Origin of the sequence: Pseudomonas sp. BRG-100, from assembly GCF_000737955.1 — a bacterium.
In the GTDB taxonomy this organism is placed as follows: Bacteria; Pseudomonadota; Gammaproteobacteria; order Pseudomonadales; family Pseudomonadaceae; genus Aquipseudomonas; species Aquipseudomonas synxantha_A.
The window spans coordinates 3,147,499-3,167,867 of the sequence record NZ_JPRX01000001.1 but is presented as its reverse complement, the minus strand read 5'-3'; the positions used below and the strand labels follow the sequence as shown (position 1 = coordinate 3,167,867).

General features: G+C 57.5%; 9 protein-coding genes and 1 rRNA gene. 4 read left to right on the top strand and 6 right to left on the bottom strand.

Annotation, left to right across the window (positions count from 1 at the left end):
* Positions 1-80: 80 nt before the first annotated feature.
* Together rrf and JH25_RS13445 are read left to right on the top strand one after the other, a co-directional pair.
* A 5S ribosomal RNA gene (gene rrf, locus JH25_RS13440) occupies positions 81-196 on the top strand.
* Between the two features lie 273 nt (positions 197-469).
* Positions 470-2,350, top strand: coding sequence for a methyl-accepting chemotaxis protein (locus JH25_RS13445; protein WP_032878529.1), 1,881 nt, complete (start codon positions 470-472; stop codon positions 2,348-2,350).
* A 79-nt stretch (positions 2,351-2,429) separates the two neighbouring features.
* Here JH25_RS13445 and JH25_RS13450 read toward each other — a convergent pair whose 3' ends face one another.
* The 4 genes from JH25_RS13450 to JH25_RS13465 all read right to left on the bottom strand — a co-directional run bounded on the left by JH25_RS13450 (position 2,430) and on the right by JH25_RS13465 (position 8,578).
* Positions 2,430-5,807 carry an amino acid adenylation domain-containing protein gene (locus JH25_RS13450; RefSeq protein WP_032878528.1) on the bottom strand — a complete coding sequence of 1,126 codons (3,378 nt, stop codon included), beginning with the start codon at positions 5,805-5,807 and terminating at the stop codon, positions 2,430-2,432.
* Complete coding sequence (locus JH25_RS13455; protein WP_032878526.1) at positions 5,795-6,751, bottom strand: diiron oxygenase; 957 nt, start codon at positions 6,749-6,751, stop codon at positions 5,795-5,797. The genes JH25_RS13450 and JH25_RS13455 overlap by 13 nt, the downstream gene beginning before the upstream one ends.
* Positions 6,748-7,506 carry a DUF3050 domain-containing protein gene (locus JH25_RS13460; protein ID WP_032878525.1) on the bottom strand — a complete coding sequence of 253 codons (759 nt, stop codon included), beginning with the start codon at positions 7,504-7,506 and terminating at the stop codon, positions 6,748-6,750. The genes JH25_RS13455 and JH25_RS13460 overlap by 4 nt, the downstream gene beginning before the upstream one ends.
* 361 nt (positions 7,507-7,867) lie before the next feature.
* Positions 7,868-8,578: a GntR family transcriptional regulator gene (locus JH25_RS13465; RefSeq protein WP_032878524.1), complete on the bottom strand. Its 711-nt coding sequence runs from the start codon at positions 8,576-8,578 to the stop codon at positions 7,868-7,870.
* Positions 8,579-8,897: 319 nt separating this feature from the next.
* Between JH25_RS13465 and lapG the strand changes: the two genes are divergently transcribed.
* Positions 8,898-9,521, top strand: a complete 624-nt coding sequence (lapG, locus tag JH25_RS13470) for a cysteine protease LapG (RefSeq protein ID WP_371920302.1) — start codon at positions 8,898-8,900, stop codon at positions 9,519-9,521.
* Between the two features lie 14 nt (positions 9,522-9,535).
* Positions 9,536-11,488, top strand: a complete 1,953-nt coding sequence (gene lapD, locus JH25_RS13475) for a cyclic di-GMP receptor LapD (protein ID WP_032878521.1) — start codon at positions 9,536-9,538, stop codon at positions 11,486-11,488.
* A gap of 69 nt (positions 11,489-11,557) precedes the next feature.
* Here the strand turns inward: lapD and JH25_RS13480 are convergent, their stop codons facing one another.
* Both JH25_RS13480 and JH25_RS13485 read right to left on the bottom strand, forming a co-directional pair.
* Positions 11,558-11,896 (bottom strand): hypothetical protein, encoded by a 339-nt coding sequence (locus JH25_RS13480; protein WP_005783528.1) that lies wholly within the window; start codon positions 11,894-11,896, stop codon positions 11,558-11,560.
* Between the two features lie 151 nt (positions 11,897-12,047).
* Positions 12,048-20,369, bottom strand: an 8,322-nt coding sequence (locus JH25_RS13485; RefSeq protein ID WP_268872690.1) for an immunoglobulin-like domain-containing protein, incomplete at its 5' end; no start/stop codon positions are given.

The window sequence follows — 20,369 nt, the reverse complement described above, 5'->3', positions numbered from 1 at the left end:
TAAACAGGGGTTTTGTTTATGTAGAAGCTCATGAATTTCACCGGCACGTTGCCAACGCAACGGTCTGGTACACAGAATTTCTTGACGACCATAGAGCATTGGAACCACCTGATCCCATCCCGAACTCAGCAGTGAAACGATGCATCGCCGATGGTAGTGTGGGGTTTCCCCATGTGAGAGTAGGTCATCGTCAAGATTGAATTCCGAAACCCCTGTCTGCTAACGCAGACAGGGGTTTTGTCGTTTAAGGCTCTATGTCACACCCTCCCGCCTTCACCTACCGCCTGTCGGTTTCCTACGCAAAAAGAAGATGCTTCACACAAATTTCTAAGCTTTGCCGATGTTTGGCCGAAAGCCTGACGAGCCATGCGTGCACCGAAATAGAGCGACCGCAGAGTCCGCCTATCCCGTTACATGGAATGTTCCACTCGGCACGCTCACCCCCCTTTGGCAAAAAGAAGTCGATGAAATGAATCTCAAGTTCAGTCATAAAATTCTGTTGGCCGCGTCAGGCGTCGTGGTTTTAGCCTTCGCGTTATTCACCCTGTACAACGACTACCTGCAACGCAGCACGATCAGGCAAAACCTGGCCTCGTCTATCCAGCAATCCGGCGAGCTTACCGCCAGCAGTGTGCAGAACTGGCTCAGTGGTCGCATCCTGGTCCTCGAGAACCTGGCGCAGAACGTTGCCCATCAAGGCAGTGCCGTCGATCTTCCTGGGTTGGTGGATCAGCCAGCGTTTACCTCCAACTTCCAGTTCACCTACGTGGGCCAAACCAATGGGGTATTCACACAACGCCCTGACGCGAAGATGCCTGAGGACTATGACCCTCGTCAGCGCCCTTGGTACAAGCAGGCGGTGGTAGCGGACAAAACAATGCTTACCCCGCCTTATATGGCGGCTGTAGGCGGTCAGATCGTGACAATTGCCATGCCGGTGAAAAAGAACGGCGAACTGTTGGGTGTTGTTGGGGGTGACCTTAGCCTGCAAACCCTGGTGAAGATCATCAACTCGGTTGACTTCGGCGGCATTGGCCATGCGTTTCTGGTCAGTGGTGATGGTCAGGTCATCGTGAGTCCTGACCAGGACCAGGTGATGAAAAATCTCAAGGACATCTACCCTGGCACCAACGTACGTATCGAGAAGTTTAACCAGGACGTTGTTCTCAATGGCCAGGATCGTATTCTTTCGTTCACGCCTATCAGCGGTTTGCCCGGCGCCGACTGGTACATCGGTCTATCCATTGATAAAGAAAAAGCCTACGCCCCGCTGGGCAAGTTCCGTACCTCGGCTTTGATTGCAATGTTGATCGCCGTTGTGGCCATTGCGGTGCTCTTGAGCCTGTTGATTCAGGTGTTGCTGCGTCCGCTGACCACCATGGGCGTCGCCATGCAGGACATCGCCCAAGGCGAAGGCGATTTGACCCGACGACTTGCAGTGACCAGCAAAGACGAATTCGGCGAAGTCGGCAGTGCATTCAATCAATTCGTCGAACGCATCCACGCCTCGATTTCCGAGGTGTCTTCGGCAACGCGTCAGGTGCATGATTTGTCCCAGCGCGTAATGGCATCGTCCAATGCTTCGATCATCGGTTCCGACGAACAGAGTGCGCGTACCAACAGCGTAGCTGCGGCCATCAACGAACTGGGCGCTGCCACCCAGGAAATCGCCCGCAATGCAGCAGATGCTTCGCAGCACGCCAGCGGTGCCAGCGAACAGGCTGACGATGGCCGCAAAGTGGTTGAGCAAACCATCCTGGCGATGTCGGAGCTGTCGCAGAAGATCAGTCTGTCCTGCACTCAGATCGAAACCCTTAACGCCAGTACCGACAACATCGGGCATATTCTGGATGTGATCAAAGGCATTTCCCAGCAGACCAACTTGCTCGCCCTCAATGCGGCAATTGAAGCCGCCCGTGCTGGCGAAGCCGGGCGTGGGTTCGCCGTAGTGGCAGATGAAGTGCGCAACCTGGCACACCGTACCCAAGAGTCGGCAGAGGAGATCCACAAGATGATCACTTCGTTGCAGGTGGGCTCGCGTGAAGCAGTGACCACCATGAATGCCAGCCAGACTTCCAGCGAAGAAAGCGTTGAAGTGGCCAACCAGGCGGGTGAGCGCCTGATCAGCGTGACGCAGCGTATCGTTGAGATTGATGGAATGAACCAGTCGGTTGCAGCTGCCACCGAAGAGCAGACCGCTGTCGTTGAAACCCTCAACGTCGACATCAACCAGATCAACCTGTTGAACCAGCAGGGTGTGGCTAACCTCAACGAGACGCTCAAAGACTGCGATGCACTGTCCCAGCAGGCCAGTCGATTGAAGCAATTGGTTGATAGCTTCAAGATCTGATCCTGTTTGCATCGGAGCGAGGCCTCTCGCTCCGAATGCTGATTGGCGCAGTAGTGTCGTCGGCAATTTCTGAAGCTGTTCAGAGGAAGCTGATGGCCCTGAGGTAATCACAGCCTTTGCGTAACAGCGCCGGGCTCTTTGACGGATAGTCCATACCCATTCTTTCCAGACCCCATCGGGCATTGTCGTAACGGATCATCGACGTATCGCCGATGTCTTCGTCCAGTTCGTCCAGGTAGAAACCCAGCACACCGAACAACGCGTTATCACGGCCAACCGTTCGCAGCGCCTGCTGCCAGTCTTCAACGCTTACCCGGTCGAAGGCGTGCCCGACCTGGCTGAATGCGTCGAGGTACTTATCCCAGCTCAAGGGCTGTGGGTTGTGCAGGTTGAATACGTTTCGCCCAAAGGCAAATTGGGCGCTGTGGAAGGCTATGAAGCCGGCCAGGAAATCCACCGGCATCAGATCGAAGTTCACCTCCAACCGGGGGACCAGCCCCAATTGCATAGACCCCTTGAGCATCAGCATCAGGCGGTTCTTCTGCGGTTGGCAGACGCCGTTCTGGCTGTTGAAACTAATATTTCCCGGCCGATGAATATTGACCCAGGCCCCTTGTTCGACGGCCCTTCCCAACAATCGCTCAGCTACCCATTTCGAGAGGTTGTAGCCATTTTTCACATACAGTGGCTGCGCGCGCCCGGCGGGCGATTCAAGGACGTGCCCATCGGCGTCCACGCTGCTGCAGGCCGACAGCGTCGAGATGAAATTAAGTACCTTCTTACAGTGGGTTTCGCAGAGGCGCAGGCACTCAAACACCGGCTCGACGTTGTCCCTGGCGAGTGACGCATAGTCCAGTACATGATTGACCTGTGCGGCGTTATGCACCAGCACACCATAATGACGGGCAAGATAGTCATACACATTGCCGGCCAAGCCCAGGCGGGGTTCGCGCATGTCAGCGGCATACACCCGCACTCGGCTCAGGTCCAAATGTTCCAGGCGGTATTCCCGCAGTGCCTGGGTGAATCGCGCCGCCGCTGAATGCCCGGGCAGTTCCCGCACCAGACACGCTACTTCCAGCGCCCCGCCGGCCAGCAGCGCTTGGACGATATGTACCCCGACAAAACTGTTCGCCCCGGTGACGATCGCTTTGCGTGGGTCACCCATGTGGGTATCAGGCAGCACCTCGATCCCCAGCATTCTTGCTGCATCTTTTTCCATCCGGTGGGTAGGGGTATCAGGCAGCGCCCCGCCGTCCATCAGTGCGGCCAACGTGCGGATGGTCGGTGTCTCGAAAAAGGGGCTCAGACAGAAGCTACGGCCAAACTGCTCACGCAGGCGCAACAATAGGCTCGACAACAGGATGGAATGGCCGCCGAGGTTGAAGAAACTGTCATCGATCGAAAGTTCGCCTGCGGATAAGGCCAACAACTCTGCCCATAAGTCCACCAACTGTTCCTGCAGAGGTGTTTGTACAGGGCTGCGAGTCGCCCCGGCGAGCGTGGATATTGGCAGGGCCAATAATGCCTTCCGATCGACCTTGCCGTTACTCGTACCGGGCATACAGGCCAACTCGCTCCAGGCGGCCGGCTGCATATGTACAGGCAACCACTGCCGGGCATGTTCCTTCAGGCTCTGCAGCGTAGCGCCGGGTTCGGGCTGGGCGGCAAAACCTATGACTCTGTGCGTCGGATCGATCACCACTGCCACTTGGCGAAACAATCGACTGTTGCGCAGGCATTGCTCAATCTCCTGAGGCTCGACTCTAAAGCCACGGATCTTGACTTGATCATCCCGACGCCCGCCGAGCTCGATGCCATCTTGCGTCCATTTCGCCAAATCGCCGCTGCGGTAAGCCTTGAGAACCTGTCCATTCGGCAGCCTCAGCGCAACGAATGGACTGTCGGGTTGCGGCGGTGCATTCCAATAGCCGAGGCTGACGCCTGGACCGGCAATGTACAAATCGCCCGTGACCTGTTCATCCACCGGTTGCAGGTTTTCATCGAGGATTAACACCTGACTGTTGGCGATGGGGTAGCCGATATTGCGATGGCTATCACCTTGTTGGAATACCCGGTGTGTTGCCAACACCGTGGTCTCGGTGGGCCCATAAAGGTTATGCAACTGACATTGCCCCGCCAGTTGTTCGATCACATAGGGCTCGCAGAAATCGCCGCCGGTAAGCAAGTGAGTAAGGCCCAGTGGCTTATCCAGCGGCAGAATGCTGAGCAGCGCCGGTGGCAGAAATCCATGACTGACGCGTTGCTGGCGAATCAGCTCTACCAGTTGGTGAGGGTCGTGACGTTGATCTGCGCTGGGGACAATCAATTCAGCGCCGGCGATCAAGGCCGGGAAAATATCGATCAATGACGAGTCGAAGCCCAGTGGCGAAAACTGCAGGACGCGACTGTGTTGATCCAACCCCACACAGGTTGTGAGCCACGCGCTGAAATGCGCCAGATTGTAGTGGCTCAGGAGTACACACTTGGGCTGGCCGGTGGTCCCCGACGTGAACAAGGCCATGCAAGGCTCGTCGGCAAGGGGGTGATGGTGCATCAGCGGTTGTGTCGCGTCTACGTCGTGCACAGCGATTTTGCTGACATCAAGGGACGCGAAGCCATCTCGCAAAGGATGCTGACCGTTATCCAGCAGCACACAGGCCTGGAGGCTTTCCAACATGCTGTGCTGACGTTGCACCGGATGATCCGGAGCCAACGGCAAATACACACAGCCGCAACCCAATACCGCAAGAATACTTGCATACAGCTCGGTGGATTTTTCCAGGCACACACCGATCACCGGTGGTGCCTGCACGCCTGCCAGCAAAGGAAGCAGGCGTTGCTGGATCGCTATGGCATGGCGATGAAGTTGCTGATAAGTCAGCATGTCCCCCGCGATATTCAACGCTGTTCGATTCGCGAAGGTCTCAAGACTGGCCTGCAGCGCTTCAATCATGGGCACCTTGGCTGCCCGCAGTAAAGCCGGGTCTGTCGTGCGGTTGAACCGATGCATGAATGCCACTGCTTCCAGCCCTTGCAGGCCCTGTTCGGGCCAGTCGTTAGCGGTAGCGGCTATAGAGAAATAACCTGGATCCCTTGAAAAACCACAGACCAACCAAGCTGCCCACTCCACCAATGCGTTCGTTGCCTGCTGGTGTAATCGCTGGCCGTTGCCGCTGGGTTCCTCGGCGACGCCCTGCACAGCCAACAGGCGGCGCTCGCGGTCATAGCAGCGCAACTGCAGCGAGGGCAGCCCGTGCTCGGATAACGGGCCGATACCCACGCGCAGGCTTATCCATGGCACGTCGGTTGGCAATGGCGGCAGTGGCTGCCCCCCATCTTCAATTATCAGGTCGACGGACCCTGCTCCTGCGATATGCCCGTATTGCTCCAGCACTTTCTTGAGCTCGTCCAGGGCTTTGCTGGAGGTACTCCACGCGATCTTTAAACGCCGCATGCCAACCTCCCTGGTACCGGCAGGTAGGCGCTCAGTGCCTGGGCGACGCTGGGCGTTTGCAGTACACCGCTTTGGCGCAGCAACCCCATGATATTGGCCACCAGTGGATGTTGGTGGGTGATGGGAAAATCCAGCGCATGGATTTCATGACGTAGCGCAAGACGAGTATCGGCGCTGATGTCCAGGTGTTCGATCAGTTGCAGGTCGAAGTCTTGTTGTAGATCGTTGGTCAGGTAGCGCGCCAGGAAAACAGGCAGCGCTTGAGCGATGCTGTCGCGATCTTGCGGGGTTGCCGACTGCCAGTAAATACGCACCAACTGAGCCCAGAACCGCGCATGACGGCCCTCATCGAACAGGTGATCGGCCATCAGGCCGCGCACAGACGATTTGACGCTGGCGTCTTTTGAGAAAGCTGCCACATCATGGGTAACGGTGTTTTCAGCAATAGCCACGGCGATTAGTTCAACGGCATCGTGCAAGTGCGCCGGCACCTTTGCCTGCGCTGTCGGTAGCGCGCAGCTCAATTCAATTTGCCCGGGTAGATTGAGCGGTTCGATCCCGGTCATTTCCACGGCTTGCTGAAGAAAATCCAGCGCGACCAACGCGTGGTAATCCTCGTCCACAACGACAGTCATCGCGTCGTAGCGGCAAGCGAGTGGGAAGGGCAGGGAGAAGCGGTTTTTCGCGATGCTGCGAGCGGTCTTGTCGACGATTTCGGTTTCGAAGATCACCACATCATTGACGAATTTATAGAAGCTTTGCGTCAGCACGAAGTCGCGCCACTGCGGGCAGTGTTCAAGGAAAGTTGCACTCAGTACCAGCGGTTGGCGGCACAGGGGAAAGATGAGTTTGCCGTCATTTTCCAGTACGCGTCGGGGGCGCGTTCGGATGGTAGCGCGACGCTCCCAATCATCGGCAAAGGATTGGTAATTGACGGCGTTCATGGGCGAACCTCTTGCAGCGAGGCCAGTACACTGTCCCAGAACATAATACGGCGCTCCACGGCGCCAAGGGCGGTGCTATCGGCTTGTTTCTGGCGAAGCGGATCTGTGCCGATCAAGCGCTGGAGCAACTGTTCTGCCGCTGGCCCATGGTCGTGGCTGTCCACTTCGATATGGCGGTTGAGGTAGTGGAAGAAGGTAGGCGTTTCACGCTCAATGAACGCGTTGCTGTGCATCAAGCCTTCAAACATCGAGGGAATGACGCTCTCGCGTCCATGCAGGAAGGCCGCCGCCACACAGTGGGTGGGCGCACTGAGCGCGATTTGCAATGTGCTGTCGACAAATTGCACCACGCCACGGGGCGCATCGATCATCTGCAAAGCCGCGCTGACCTCCACGCCCTGATGCTGCAGATCAATGAGCCGTGTGATGGCGGCGGTGTTGGCGCCTACCTCTGTCATGGCGTCCAGGTAAAGCTCGAAATGACTGCAATGGCCGCGTGTTGGATGCTCATCCGATTCCTCGCCCAGCACAATTTCATTGATCAAGCGGGCAGCGTGGGGGTCTGCGGGAGGGAGCCAAGGGATCTGAGTGCACGTCAGGTCTTGTTGCAGGCGCTTGGTCAGAGTCATGAAGTCCCAAACGGCGAACACATGGTGCTCCATAAAGTGTCGTAACTTGGCGAGTGAGGTTATTTCTATAAATAACGGATGGCCGAAAAGTTTTTGTTTTCTTTGTTCGATAAAATGTTGATGCATGGTTGACGCCTATAAGTTGTTGCGAGTGCTCTAAAAGCAGTGTTGGAATTTTTTTAGTTGTGTTGGAGATGTAACGTTTAGTCAAGGCCGCGCAGGTAGCGCAACCTTGATAGAGTTGTGCCCAGCGGATGAAGGGGTGCGGTTGGTCGGGCGAAGATAATAAGCTGATTAAACGTTAGGGGAGGATTATAAAAGTATTAGATGTTTTGTCCGCAAGCTGTTGCAGGAGTAACGGGTTGTTGAAGTGTGGGAGAGTTCTTCGGTGTTAGTAGTTTTGTAAATTTTACTGCCTGTCATTATGGTAACTTTCCTGATGGAAAGTTACCCCGCATAGTGTAATGGTCAGCGAATAACGAAGGCCCTATTGCGCGAATTTTTTGTCGGCGCTTTCGAGACCCTTAAGGTAGTTAGCGATCACTTCCATACCCCGCATCAAGTGATTACGCAGCGTCAGAATGCTCTCGTCGATCTTCTTCTGCGCCACCAGGCTCAACAGTTCACGGTGATCCTCCTGAGACGTTTCGCCCAATCCCATCGCTTCAAGATTGAAGCGCAGAAAGCGTTCCTCTTCATTCAGCCCGTGCTCCACCAGATCGAGCAGTCGCTGATTGGGTGCCTTGCCGTACAAGACCATGTGAAACAGGCGATTGAGGCGGCCAATCTCTCTGTAGTCTTTCTCACATTCCAGCGCATTGATACAGGCCTCAGCCTCGGCAAGATCGGCGTCACTGAGCAACGGGATCGACAAGCGCAGGGCTTCAGATTCGAGCAACATGCGCAGTGCATAGGTCTCAGCCGAATTGTCCTCGATCAACGGCGCCACCACGGCCCCCTTGTGGGTCACCACATGCAGCAGGGATTGCGCCTCCAGTTGGCGCAAGGCTTCGCGCACGGGCATACGGCTGACGCCGAACAGACTCGCCAGTTCCTGCTGGCGCATCGCGGTGCCACAGGGTAATCGCCCATCGAGGATGGCGTTGCGCAACGTTTCTTCAATGACGGCGCGAGCAAGATGGGCGGGAATAGGCCCGCTTATTTTGATGCTGCTTAAAGGGTTCGGCTTCTGCGTCACGGTTACGCTATCCTCCTTTCTTGAATAACAGTGTGGTCAATTGGATCCAATGCACACTAAAGACGGCCCAAGCGCTTGTCAAACAGCCAAAGTTTCCGTTTGTAAGGGCTTACACAGCATACTTTGTGTCTCCCACAAGGGGCGGTTATAAACTCGGTCCTCCTATGAATGATTGCACTGTGCCATTGTTTTTTGTAAGGCCAGGCTTCACCATTCCTCGAAATTCCGTCTCTTTCATGGACAGAGCGCCTTGGCGGTAAGTTTTATTCCCTATCGAGTTCTTTGCTGGCTGTTATCAGCAATTCTGTTGGCCGGCTTGATGCTTGGCGGGCTGCGTGCCGATTGGGATTTCTCTCAGATCAGCCGCAAGGCTACCGCCGTGTACGGGCCGCTCGGCGAAGGGCAGCAGCGTATCGACGCCTGGCAGCGGCTATTGGCGAGCCAAAAACAGGTCAGCGAGCCGGAGCAGCTCAAGGTCGTGAATTTGTTCTTCAACAAGCAAATGACCTACGTGGAAGACATCGACCTCTGGCACGCTGTCGATTATTGGGAGACGCCCGTCGAGGCCCTTTGGAAGGGGGCCGGTGACTGTGAAGACTACGCGATCGCAAAGTATTTCAGTTTGCGTCATCTGGGTGTGTCCAGCGACAAATTACGCATTACCTACGTCAAGGCTTTACGGCAGAATCGCGCGCACATGGTTCTGACCTATTATTCGACGCCTGACGCAATCCCGCTGGTGCTCGACAGCCTGATGGACGAAATCCTGCCGGCTACCCGCCGCACCGATTTGGTCCCGGTGTATTCATTCAACGCCGAGGGCTTGTACTTGCCCGGCGCCAAGGGCAACAAGAAAGTCGGTGATACCAAACGCTTGTCGCGCTGGCAGGATGTGTTGAGAAAAATGCGTGCGGAAGGCTTCCCAGCCGAGCCTGCCAACTAGGAGTAACTGATCGGATGTCTCTGTTCAAACAACTATTGATCGCAATCTGTCTGTTCCTGGTGGTCGCCTTCAGCGGCAGTTTCATGGTTAGCCTGGAAAGCTCGCGCACCCAATACGTCAACCAGCTGCGTTCCCATGCCCAGGATGCCGCGACGGCATTGGCGCTGTCGTTGACCCCCAATATCGACGACCCGGCCATGGTGGAGCTGCTGGTCAGCTCGATCTTCGACAGCGGCTACTACGCCAGCATCCGTGTGGTGGACTTGGCGACGGATAAAACCATCGTCGAGCGCAGCGGCATTCCTGATAACAACGGCGTGCCCAACTGGTTCGTAAAGTTGATCGGCCTGGAGCCGGCAGGTGGTGATGCGCTGGTTAGCCGTGGCTGGGAGCAGGCGGCGCGAGTCGAAGTGGTCAGCCATCCAATGTTCGCCCTGGCCAAGCTCTGGCAAAGCGCCTTGGGCAGCCTGGGCTGGCTACTGCTGTGCGGTGCGGTCAGTGTGGTGCTCGGTGGGCTGTTGCTGCGCCGGCAATTGAAGCCGTTGGACTACATGGTCAAACAGTCCCACGCGATTGCCCGCCGAGAATTCCTCAGTCTGCCCGACCTGCCTCGCACGCCGGAACTGCGGCGAGTGGTGCAAGCCATGAACCAGATGGTGGAAAAGCTCAAGGCGTTGTTCCAGGAACAGGCCGAACGCAGCGAAAAACTGCGCACCGAGTCCTATCAGGACAACCTCACCGGCCTCGCTAACCGGCGTTATTTCGAAATGCAGCTCAACGCCCGTGTCAGTAACCCGGAAGACACCAACTCCGGTTACTTGCTGCTGCTGCGGGTCAAGGACCTTGCCGGCCTCAACCAACGCCTGGGCGGCCAGCGCACCGACCAATTGCTGCAAGCGGTCGGCCAACAACTGCTGCGTCAGTGCGAGCCGTACCCGGAAACCCATAACCTCGTTACCCGTATCCGCGGCGGCGAGTTCGCTGTGCTGGCACCGGGATTGATGCGTGAAGAAGCGCTGCAATTGGCGCAGAACCTGGAGAGCACCTTGCTCAGCTTGCAGGCGACCGGCGCCAGCGATGTGATGCCGGTGGCCTATATCGGCCTGGCGCCGTTCAGCCATGGCGATGCACCCCAAGCACTGCTGACCCTCGCCGATCAGGCGCTGGCCCAGGCCGAAGCGCAGGGCGACACAAGTTGGGTGTGCCTGGACAGCAGCGCCGCCGCCAGCGTCGGTGACGATCACCATGCCTGGCACACGTTGTTGGACCGGGCCCTGACCCAGCAGCGCTTCCAGCTGTACTTCCAGCCGGTCGTCGCCAGCCAGGACCCACAATTGGTCTTGCATTACAAAGTACTGTCGCGCCTGCAGGACGAGGAAGGCCACACGATACCGGCCGGGCGCTTTCTGCCGTGGCTCGAGCGCTTCGGCTGGTCGGCCCGCCTGGACCGTTTGATGCTGGAACAAGTCCTCAAGCAGATGGCCAGCCACAACCATAACCTGGCGCTGAACCTCTCGGCCGCAACGTTCCAGGATACCCAGGCCCTGAATCGGATTTATGACCTGCTGCGCCAGCACAGCAACCTGGGCTCACGCCTCACCCTGGAGATTGGTGAAGAGCAACTCCCCGAGCAGCCGGTGCTGGAACAGATGACCCACCGCCTGCGCGAGCTGGGTTTTTCCCTCAGCCTGCAGCGTTTTGGTGGGCGGTTCAGCATGATCGGCAACCTGGCACGCCTGGGCCTGGCCTACCTGAAGATCGATGGCAGCTACATTCGCGACATCGACCAGGAAAGTGACAAGCGTCTGTTTATCGAAGCCATCCAGCGCGCAGCCCACAGCATCGATCTGCCGTTGATTGCCGAACGTGTGGAGACCGAGGGCGAGCTGAAGGTCATTCGCGAGATGGGGATTTTTGGTGTGCAGGGCCAGCTGTTTGGCGAGCCTGCGCCCTGGAAATCACACTGACATCAGGACATTCAAATGTGGGAGGAGCTTGCCCCCTCCCACATTTGAATAAAGGTTCGGCGTCAGGGCTCAGATCAGCCCTTTCTCGTCATCATCAATCAACTGGCTCAACCCACCCAAGGCTTCCCGCGCGTGGTTACGGTCCATCAACTTGGCCTGGGCTGCCGGCGGCAGGTCGGTCACGCTGATGACGCCTTTGCGGGTCAGCACCTGGATCAAGTCATCCAGCACCCGGATCATCTCCAGGTCGCTCTGCTTGAGTTGGGCCAGGCTGGTTTCCACCACTTCGTTGGCGTACCAGGCCTGGATCTCATGGTGATCGGCCGGCAGGGTTTCGGTGGACTCGGTAAAGGCGGCCGCCTCTACGCGAATCAGCGCGCCCAGTGCATCACGTTGCACGTAAAACATAAGAACCCCTCGAATATGAGCCACATGCGTTCAACAGCATAGGTCAACGCTGCGTGTATGGGCGTGAGTATGCGACGCACCGTCCGCCAGGGCCAGCGGCCCATAAGGCAAAAAAATCGGCCGCCTGGGAAGGCGGCCGATCCATTGCATCTTAGCTATGGTCGATCTTGATGGTAGGGTCGGCGCCAGTGATCAGCGAGTTGATGCTGACATGGGACCAATCATTGCCTTCCAGCTTGATGGTCACATCGGCATTGGCCAGGCCACCGGCAGCGTTGAGCTTGCCTTCGCTGCTGACTTGCAGGGTCGATACGCCATCTACCGTGGTGATCTTCAGGTAGTTGTCGATGGTGCTGTCAGTCTCACCTTTCAACAAATCACGCAGATCAATGCGGTCGCCTTCCGAGGCCTTGAAGTCCTTGATCACATCGTTGCCGATGTCACCCGCCTTCCACACAAAGGTGTCGGCACCTGAACCACCAATCAAGATGTCGTTGCCCTGGCCGCCGATCAGCGTGTCGTTGCCGGTGCCGCCCAACAGGATGTCATTGCCTTTGCCGCCGTCCAGCAGGTCATTGCCGCCCTGGCCGAACAGGATGTCATCGCCAGCGCCGCCCAGCAGCGTGTCGTTGGCGTCCTTGGCGCCGGAGACGTCGAAGTCCACGTAATGCTCGGTAACGTACTGGTGAACGTTAGAGGCGGTTACCGAAGAGACGGTCACGCCGGTCTTCTGCGCCACAAATGCCTGCAGTGCGTTGTAGCCCTCACCGTTGATCCCGCTGAAGCTCACCAGGTCGCCGAAGAGGATGTCGTTGCCATCGCCCCCGATGACAGTGTCTGCGCCAGGCAACGTCGCCTCGGTGTGGCCGAGGATCGCGTTGGCCAGGTCCTTCGGATCGATGTTGGCTTGCGGCTTGCCATCGCTGTCGTACGGAGCCAGTTGGTTCAAGCTGACCCCGCTGTTGAGGCCGATGGCTTCTACGCCACCTGTGGACAGGCCTTTGAGCAGTGCGAACGCGCTGTTGGAGTTGAGGGTGGTGGAGTAGTCGGTATCGTACCCGAGGCCGCCTTGTACCGATATTTCATAGGTGCCATCCCCTTGGGCATGGATTGTTCCCGGGTTGGACTGCGTCCAGCCCCACCAGTTGTTGGTCCACAGGGTCACCTTACCGCCAGAGTCGATATCAATTAAGTGACTCGAGTCGATGTTGATCCGGGTGGCTGTACCTATGGTGTAGTTGTTCATGGTGACGACATCATCAAGCCTGACGTTGCCGTACAAGTACGGGTTAGTCTGCTCGGCCGCCTGGTAAAACGTCGGCTGACCATCGGTGATGAAGTACGTTGTGTTGATTGCGTCTGTGTTGCCAGTCGCCTGGGCACTTTTGAAGAAGTTGGAAGCGGCCTTGAACACGTCTTCGTAGTTGGTCCCGCCGGTAGATACCATGGAATCCAGGACTTTCTGCAGCGAATCCAACGCACCTGGGTCTTTCAGGTTGACTGTCACCGTGCGATTGACCTGGTCACTGAAGTCCGCCAGGAAGATGTTCACGGTGCCAGAGGTACTGGAGCCGATACTGCTTTTCAGCGAGTTGAACGTGGTGGTCAGCGAGGCTTTCGCCGCTGCTATCGAGCTCGCGCCCATACTGCCCGACGTATCGATCATGAACGCGATGTTGTAGTTCTTGCCCTGCACCACGTTCAGGCCGGCGACGTCGGCCACGACGATGTCGTTGCCATCGCTGCCATTGATGGTGTCGCTGCCCGAAGTGCCGGTTACCGGGTTGTAGGTTGCCGGGTGCACCGTGACTGGCAATTGCGCGGTGGTAGTCGCCGAACCACCAATGCTTTCGGTGGAGGTCGAGGTGACCGTCAGGTTGAACTGGCCGCTGTAGTAGGTCGGCGGCTTGATGCTCAGCGTGTTCAGGTCCCAGCCGGTGACGTTGACTTCGCCCACGGTCTTGCTCGCGGTAAAGGTGTGGCCCGACGCATCGGTGAGTACCGAACCTGCCGGAATGCCACTGACCTTCACGCTCAAGGTTTCCGAGCCGTCGGTATCGGTCAGCGCGGTGGTGACCTTGGACAGTTTGACCGTCCCGTTTTCCTGGCCTTCGTTGAGCTTGTAGCCCACATAGTAACCGTCACCGTTGCTGCCATGCAGGTCGGACACGGTGACGCCGGCGTTGGTCAGGTCGGTAAGGCCGGTGTACAACGGCACGGTGCTGGTGCTCAGGTTTTGCACCGCCCCGCCGTTGATCGACAGGTTGACGTCAAAGCTGCCAGGCCCGGCTTGGTTGGCTTGGTAGATCTCAAGGCTGTAGTACCCGCTGGCCGTTGGTGTGAACGAGCCGCTGAACCTGCCGCTGTTGTTGCCCCATGTTCCGCTGGCAACGTCTTTACCGCCAACGTTGACTACAACACTGTCATCGGCGATGCCGCTGAAGGTGTAGCTCTTGCCTGCTTCCATATAGATCAGGCCGGAGATCTTCGAACCGGAGCCGGCGTTGACGTTGTCGACGGACTCGACATTGGTCACGACAGAGGTGTTGTTCGGCGTGCCCGCGTTATCGATGGCTTTTTTCAGCACGTCCGGTGCAGCGCCGTTGCCGTTGTTGCCGAGGCCGGCAATGCTGTTCCAGCCCTGTTTGACCAGGCCGGTGGAGGCAACGTTGTTGTCTGCCACGCTCAGGGTCGGCGCGTCGGCTACCGGCGTGATATCGACTTTCACCGTGGCGCTGGTGCCCAGGTCCTTGCCATCGGTTGGCTGGAACTTGAATTGGGCGTAGTCCGCTTGCTTGTTGCCCACACCGGTGCCGCCGTAACCATCGGCGCCGGATTCGTTGGCGTTAGGCATAAAGCGCAACTGGCCACCGTCAATCTGGGCCTTGGTGAAGGTCTGGCCGTTGGCCACGTTGGTCCAGGTGCTGCCATCCGCTGCCAGGAACTGCAATTTTCCGGCGACTGGCAGCTCGGTGATTTTCACCCCCAGGCTGGCTTGCGGCGAGTCCACATCGGTCACGCCGAAGTTGGCCCAGGTCAGGGCCAGCGCGGTGTCTTCGGTGCCGGTTACGGCACCGCCAGTCGCCACCGGCGCATCATTGACCGCCACCACGTTGACGGTGGTGGTGGCAACGTTGGAGTAGTTGCCGCCATCGGTCACGCTCACGGTAATGGTGCGTGGCGTGGTGCTTGGGTCGTGGCTGTTGTTGGTGAACGTGATGTTCTTGATCTGCTGCATGTAGTCGGCCAGCGACGCCGTGCCGGTCAGGGTCAAGGTGATTTTACCGGTCACAGGGTCGGTGGTCGGGGTCACGTTGATGCCTGTCACGCCGCTGAAGTTCAGCGAGTCGCCTGGCTGGCTGTTGGTCAATACCACGGTGGCGCCGGTCAGTTGGGTGCTGTCCGGGTCGGTGATCTTGATGTCAGTGTCAGCAATTGACACACCGGTGCCGCCTTCGGTGAAGGTGGTCTTGAAGTCCGCACCGCTGGCGCCGCTGGAGTTGTTGGCATCCAGGTCGATGACCGGCGGCGCATCATTGTCGATGATGTTGGTGGTAACACTGCCATTGCCGACCACCAGGTTTTCGAAGTTGCCGCCAGTGGTCTTGTCGATGGTGATGACGATATTTTCCGTCGGCTCGGTGATCTTGTCGTCGAGCGTGCGGATATCAAACGGTACGCTGGTGGCACCGGCCGGGATCTTCACGGTGTACACGCCATTGAAGTCTGAACCGTCGGTAGCGGTGCCGCTGTACTTGAGCGTCACGGTCACGTCGGTTTGCGGCGGGTTGCTCAGGGACAGCGTGTAGTGCGCCGTACCGCCTTCAGTCACCGACGCATCGCCGGTAATGCTGATGGTGGTGTTGCTGACCACATCGGTCACTTTGGTGACCACGGTGCTGCCGTCGACGATCAAGTGTTCGTACTTGTCGCCACCGCTGACCACACCCGTGATTTTGGTGGTGACGTCATTGGCGCCGACATACGCATCGTTAGGTGCGGTGGCGGTGGTGAAGCTGGTGGACTTGCCATTACCGATGGTAATGGTCGAGCCGTTATCCAGCTTGACGACCAGGTCTGAGCCAACGTTGTTCACCGCCACGCCGTTCTTGTCGACCAGGGACGCGGTGTACACGATCTGCCCGCCTTCGCTGACAGAACCAGTGGCTTTGAGCACCACAGTCACGTCGTCGATGGTGTCGTTGATGGTAGTCGTGGCGCCGCCCGGCGTGATGCTCACACCTTCGAAGTTGCCGCCGGTAGTGCCGGTGATGTTGACGGTCTGGGTGCTCTTGTCGATGAACACATCATCAGTCGGCGCAGGGACGGTCACCGTGCCCACGGTCGCGCCTTGCTTGATGGTGATGCTCGAACCGTTATCGAGCTGGACCACCATGTCGCTGCCGGCCTTGTTGTTCAAGGTAGCGGTGTAAGTGATCTGGCCGCCTTCGTTGACAGCCGTCGGGGCGGTCAGGGTGACGGTGGTCAGGTCGGTGGTGCCCGGCGTGTCGGTGACGGTGGTATTTACTGCGGTAGTGCCAGGGACCAGGTTTTCGAAATGCTCGCCGCCGGTCACGCCTTTGATCGCGGTTGTGACGGTCTGGTCGCCTTTGTAGACATCGTTAGGCGCGATGGTGGTAATGGAGCCGCTCGACTGATTCACGCCGATGGTGATGGTCTTGCCGTTATCGAGGGTAACGGTGAGCGGACTGGTGATGTTGGTCACCGGCGCGCCGTTTTTATCCACGAGGCTGGCGGTGTAGACGATATTGCCGCCTTCTCCAACAGTGGTGGTGGCGGACAGGACCACATCAACTTTGTCGATGGTGTCGTTGATGGTGGTGGTTGCGCCGTTGCCTGCGACTTCGAGTTTTTCGAAGTTGCCGCCGGTGGTCTCGGTGATCTTGACGGTCTGGGTGCTCTTATCGATGAACACGTCATCGGTAGGAGCAGGCACAGTCACGGTGCCGACGGTTTCGCCGGCCTTGATGATGATCGACGAGCCGTTATCCAACTTCAGTGTGACGTCGGTACCGGCCTTATTACTCAAGGTCGCGGTGTAGGTGATCTGGCCACCTTCATTAACGACACTTGGGGCAGTCAGCGTGACAGTCGTTGTGTTGTCGGTGCCCGGGGTGTCGGTAACGGTGGTGTTCACTGCAGTAGTGCCCGGTACCAGGTTCTCGAAATGCTCGCCACCGGTCACACCCTTGATAGCGGTGGTGACGGTCTGATCGCCTTTGTACACATCATCAGGAGCAATAACCGAAACGCTACCGCTCGATTGGTTTACACCGATGGTGATGGTTTTGCCGTTATCCAGGGTGACAGTCAGCGGATTGGTGATGTTAGTCACCGGCGCGCCGTTCTTATCCACAAGGCTGGCGGTGTAGACGATATTGCCGCCTTCGCCAACGGTGGTGGTGGCCGTCAGAACCACATCGACTTTGTCGATGGTGTCGTTGATCGTAGTGGTGGCGCCGTTGCCCGCAACTTCCAACTTCTCGAAGTTGCCACCCGTGGTCTCGGTGATTTGAACGGTCTGCGTGCTCTTGTCGATGAACACGTCATCGGTAGGCGCAGGCACGGTCACAGTGCCGACGGTGTCGCCCGCTTTGATGGTGATCGACGAGCCGTTGTCGAGTTTCAACGTGACGTCGGTACCGGCCTTGTTGCTCAAAGTTGCGGTATAGGTGATTTGGCCACCTTCGTTAACGGCACTAGGCGCTGTCAGGGTGACAGTAGTCGTGTTGTCGGTACCCGGTGTGTCCGTCACGGTGGTGTTCACCGCGGTAGTAACCGGCACCAGATTTTCAAAGTGCTCGCCGCCAGTCACGCCTTTGATGGCGGTGGTGACGGTTTGATCGCCCTTGTACACGTCATCAGGAGCAATAACCGAAACGCTACCGCCCGACTGATTCACACCGATGGTGATGGTTTCGCCATTGTCCAAAGTGACGGTCAGCGGGTTGGTGATGTTGGTCACCGGGGCGCCGTTTTTATCCACCAGGCTGGCGGTGTAGACGATATTGCCGCCTTCGCCCACGGTAGTCGTGGCGGTCAGTACAACATCGACCTTATCGATGGTGTCGTTGATGGTGGTGGTCGCACCGTTGCCTGCAACTTCCAGTTTTTCGAAGTTGCCGCCGGAAGCGTCGGTGATCTTGACCGTCTGCGTGCTCTTATCGATAAACACGTCATCGGTCGGTGCCGGGACGGTCACAGTGCCGACGGTGTCGCCGGCTTTGATAGTGATGCTTGAGCCGTTGTCGAGTTTCAGCGTGACGTCGGTACCGGCCTTATTGCTCAAGGTCGCGGTGTAGGTGATCTGGCCACCTTCATTAACGACACTTGGCGCAGTCAGTGTGACAGTCGTTGTGTTATCGGTACCCGGAGTGTCCGTAACGGTGGTGTTTACTGACGTAGTACCTGGAACCAGATTTTCAAAGTGCTCGCCACCGGTCACACCCTTGATAGCGGTGGTGACGGTCTGGTCGCCTTTGTAGACATCATCCGGTGCCAAGACCGAGACAGTGCCGCTGGTTTCATTCACACCAATGGTGATGGTCTTGCCATTGTCCAAAGTTACGGTCAGCGGGTTGGTGATGTTGGTCACCGGCGCACCGTTTTTATCCACAAGGCTGGCGGTGTAAACGATATTGCCGCCTTCACCGACGGTGGTGGTGGCGGTCAGAACTACGTCCACCTTGTCGATGGTGTCGTTGATGGTGGTGGTTGCGCCGTTGCCTGCGACTTCCAACTTCTCGAAGTTGCCGCCAGTGGTCTCGGTGATCTTGACGGTCTGGGTGCTCTTATCGATGAACACGTCATCGGTAGGCGCAGGGACAGTCACAGTGCCGACAGTTTCGCCAGCCTTGATGATGATCGACGAGCCGTTATCCAACTTCAGCGTGACATCGGTACCGGCCTTATTACTCAAGGTCGCGGTGTAGGTGATCTGGCCACCTTCATTAACGACACTTGGGGCAGTCAGCGTGACAGTCGTTGTGTTGTCGGTGCCCGGGGTGTCGGTAACGGTGGTGTTCACTGCCGTAGTGCCCGGTACCAAGTTCTCGAAGTGCTCACCGCCAGTGACACCAGTAATGGCGGTGGTGACGGTTTGATCGCCTTTGTAGACATCATCCGGTGCCAAGATCGAAACAGTGCCGCTGGACTGATTCACTCCGATGGTGATGGTTTGGCCGTTATCCAGGGTGACAGTCAACGGATTGGTGATGTTAGTCACCGGCGCGCCGTTTTTATCCACAAGGCTGGCGGTGTAAACGATGTTGCCGCCTTCGCCGACGGTGGTGGTGGCGGTCAGTATCACATCGACTTTATCGATGGTGTCGTTGATCGTGGTGGTGGCGCCGTTGCCTGCAACTTCCAATTTCTCGAAGTTGCCGCCTGTGGCTTCGGTGATTTGAACGGTCTGCGTGCTTTTGTCGATGAACACATCATCGGTAGGCGCAGGCACGGTCACAGTGCCGACGGTGTCGCCCGCTTTGATGGTGATCGACGAACCGTTATCCAACTTCAAGGTGACGTCAGTGCCCGCTTTATTCGAAAGCGTAGCGGTGTACGTAATTTGACCACCTTCGTTCGCTTCGGACGGAGCTGTCAGCGTCACGGTAGTGGTGTTGTCGGTACCCGGTGTGTCCGTAACGGTGGTGTTTACTGACGTAGTACCTGGAACCAGATTTTCAAAGTGCTCGCCGCCGGTCACACCCTTGATAGCGGTGGTGACGGTCTGATCGCCTTTGTAGACGTCATCCGGTGCCAAGACCGAAACAGTGCCGCTCGACTGATTCACGCCGATGGTGATGGTCTCACCGTTGTCCAGAGTGACAGTCAGCGGGTTGGTGATGTTAGTCACCGGTGCGCCGTTTTTATCCACAAGGCTGGCGGTGTAAACGATGTTGCCGCCTTCGCCGACGGTGGTAGTAGCGGTCAGTACTACATCGACTTTATCGATGGTGTCATTGATCGTGGTGGTCGCACCATTGCCCGCAACTTCCAACTTCTCGAAATTGCCACCCGTGGTCTCGGTGATTTGAACGGTTTGCGTGCTCTTGTCGATGAACACGTCATCGGTAGGCGCAGGGACGGTCACAGTGCCGACAGTGTCACCAGCCTTGATGGTGATCGACGAGCCGTTATCCAACTTCAAAGTGACGTCAGTACCCGCTTTATTGGAAAGCGTAGCGGTGTACGTGATCTGGCCGCCTTCGTTAACGGCGCTAGGCGCGGTCAGCGTAACAGTCGTGGTGTTGTCGGTACCCGGTGTATCGGTGACAGTGGTGTTCACCGCCGTAGTGCCCGGCACCAGGTTCTCGAAGTGCTCACCGCCAGTGACACCAGTAATGGCGGTAGTGACGATCTGGTCGCCCTTATACACGTCATCCGGTGCCAAAACCGAGATAGAACCGCTGCTTTGGTTCACACCAATAGTGATGCTCTGGCCGTTATCCAA

Bases quoted from the DNA above. Each gene is read 5' to 3' on its own strand.
- JH25_RS13445 (WP_032878529.1), top strand. From the start codon at position 470: ATGAATCTCAAGTTCAGTCATAAAATTCTGTTGGCCGCGTCAGGCGTC.
- JH25_RS13450 (WP_032878528.1), bottom strand. From the start codon at position 5,807: ATGCGGCGTTTAAAGATCGCGTGGAGTACCTCCAGCAAAGCCCTGGAC.
- JH25_RS13455 (WP_032878526.1), bottom strand. From the start codon at position 6,751: ATGAACGCCGTCAATTACCAATCCTTTGCCGATGATTGGGAGCGTCGC.
- JH25_RS13460 (WP_032878525.1), bottom strand. From the start codon at position 7,506: ATGCATCAACATTTTATCGAACAAAGAAAACAAAAACTTTTCGGCCAT.
- lapG (WP_371920302.1), top strand. From the start codon at position 8,898: ATGCTTGGCGGGCTGCGTGCCGATTGGGATTTCTCTCAGATCAGCCGC.
- lapD (WP_032878521.1), top strand. From the start codon at position 9,536: ATGTCTCTGTTCAAACAACTATTGATCGCAATCTGTCTGTTCCTGGTG.
- JH25_RS13480 (WP_005783528.1), bottom strand. From the start codon at position 11,896: ATGTTTTACGTGCAACGTGATGCACTGGGCGCGCTGATTCGCGTAGAG.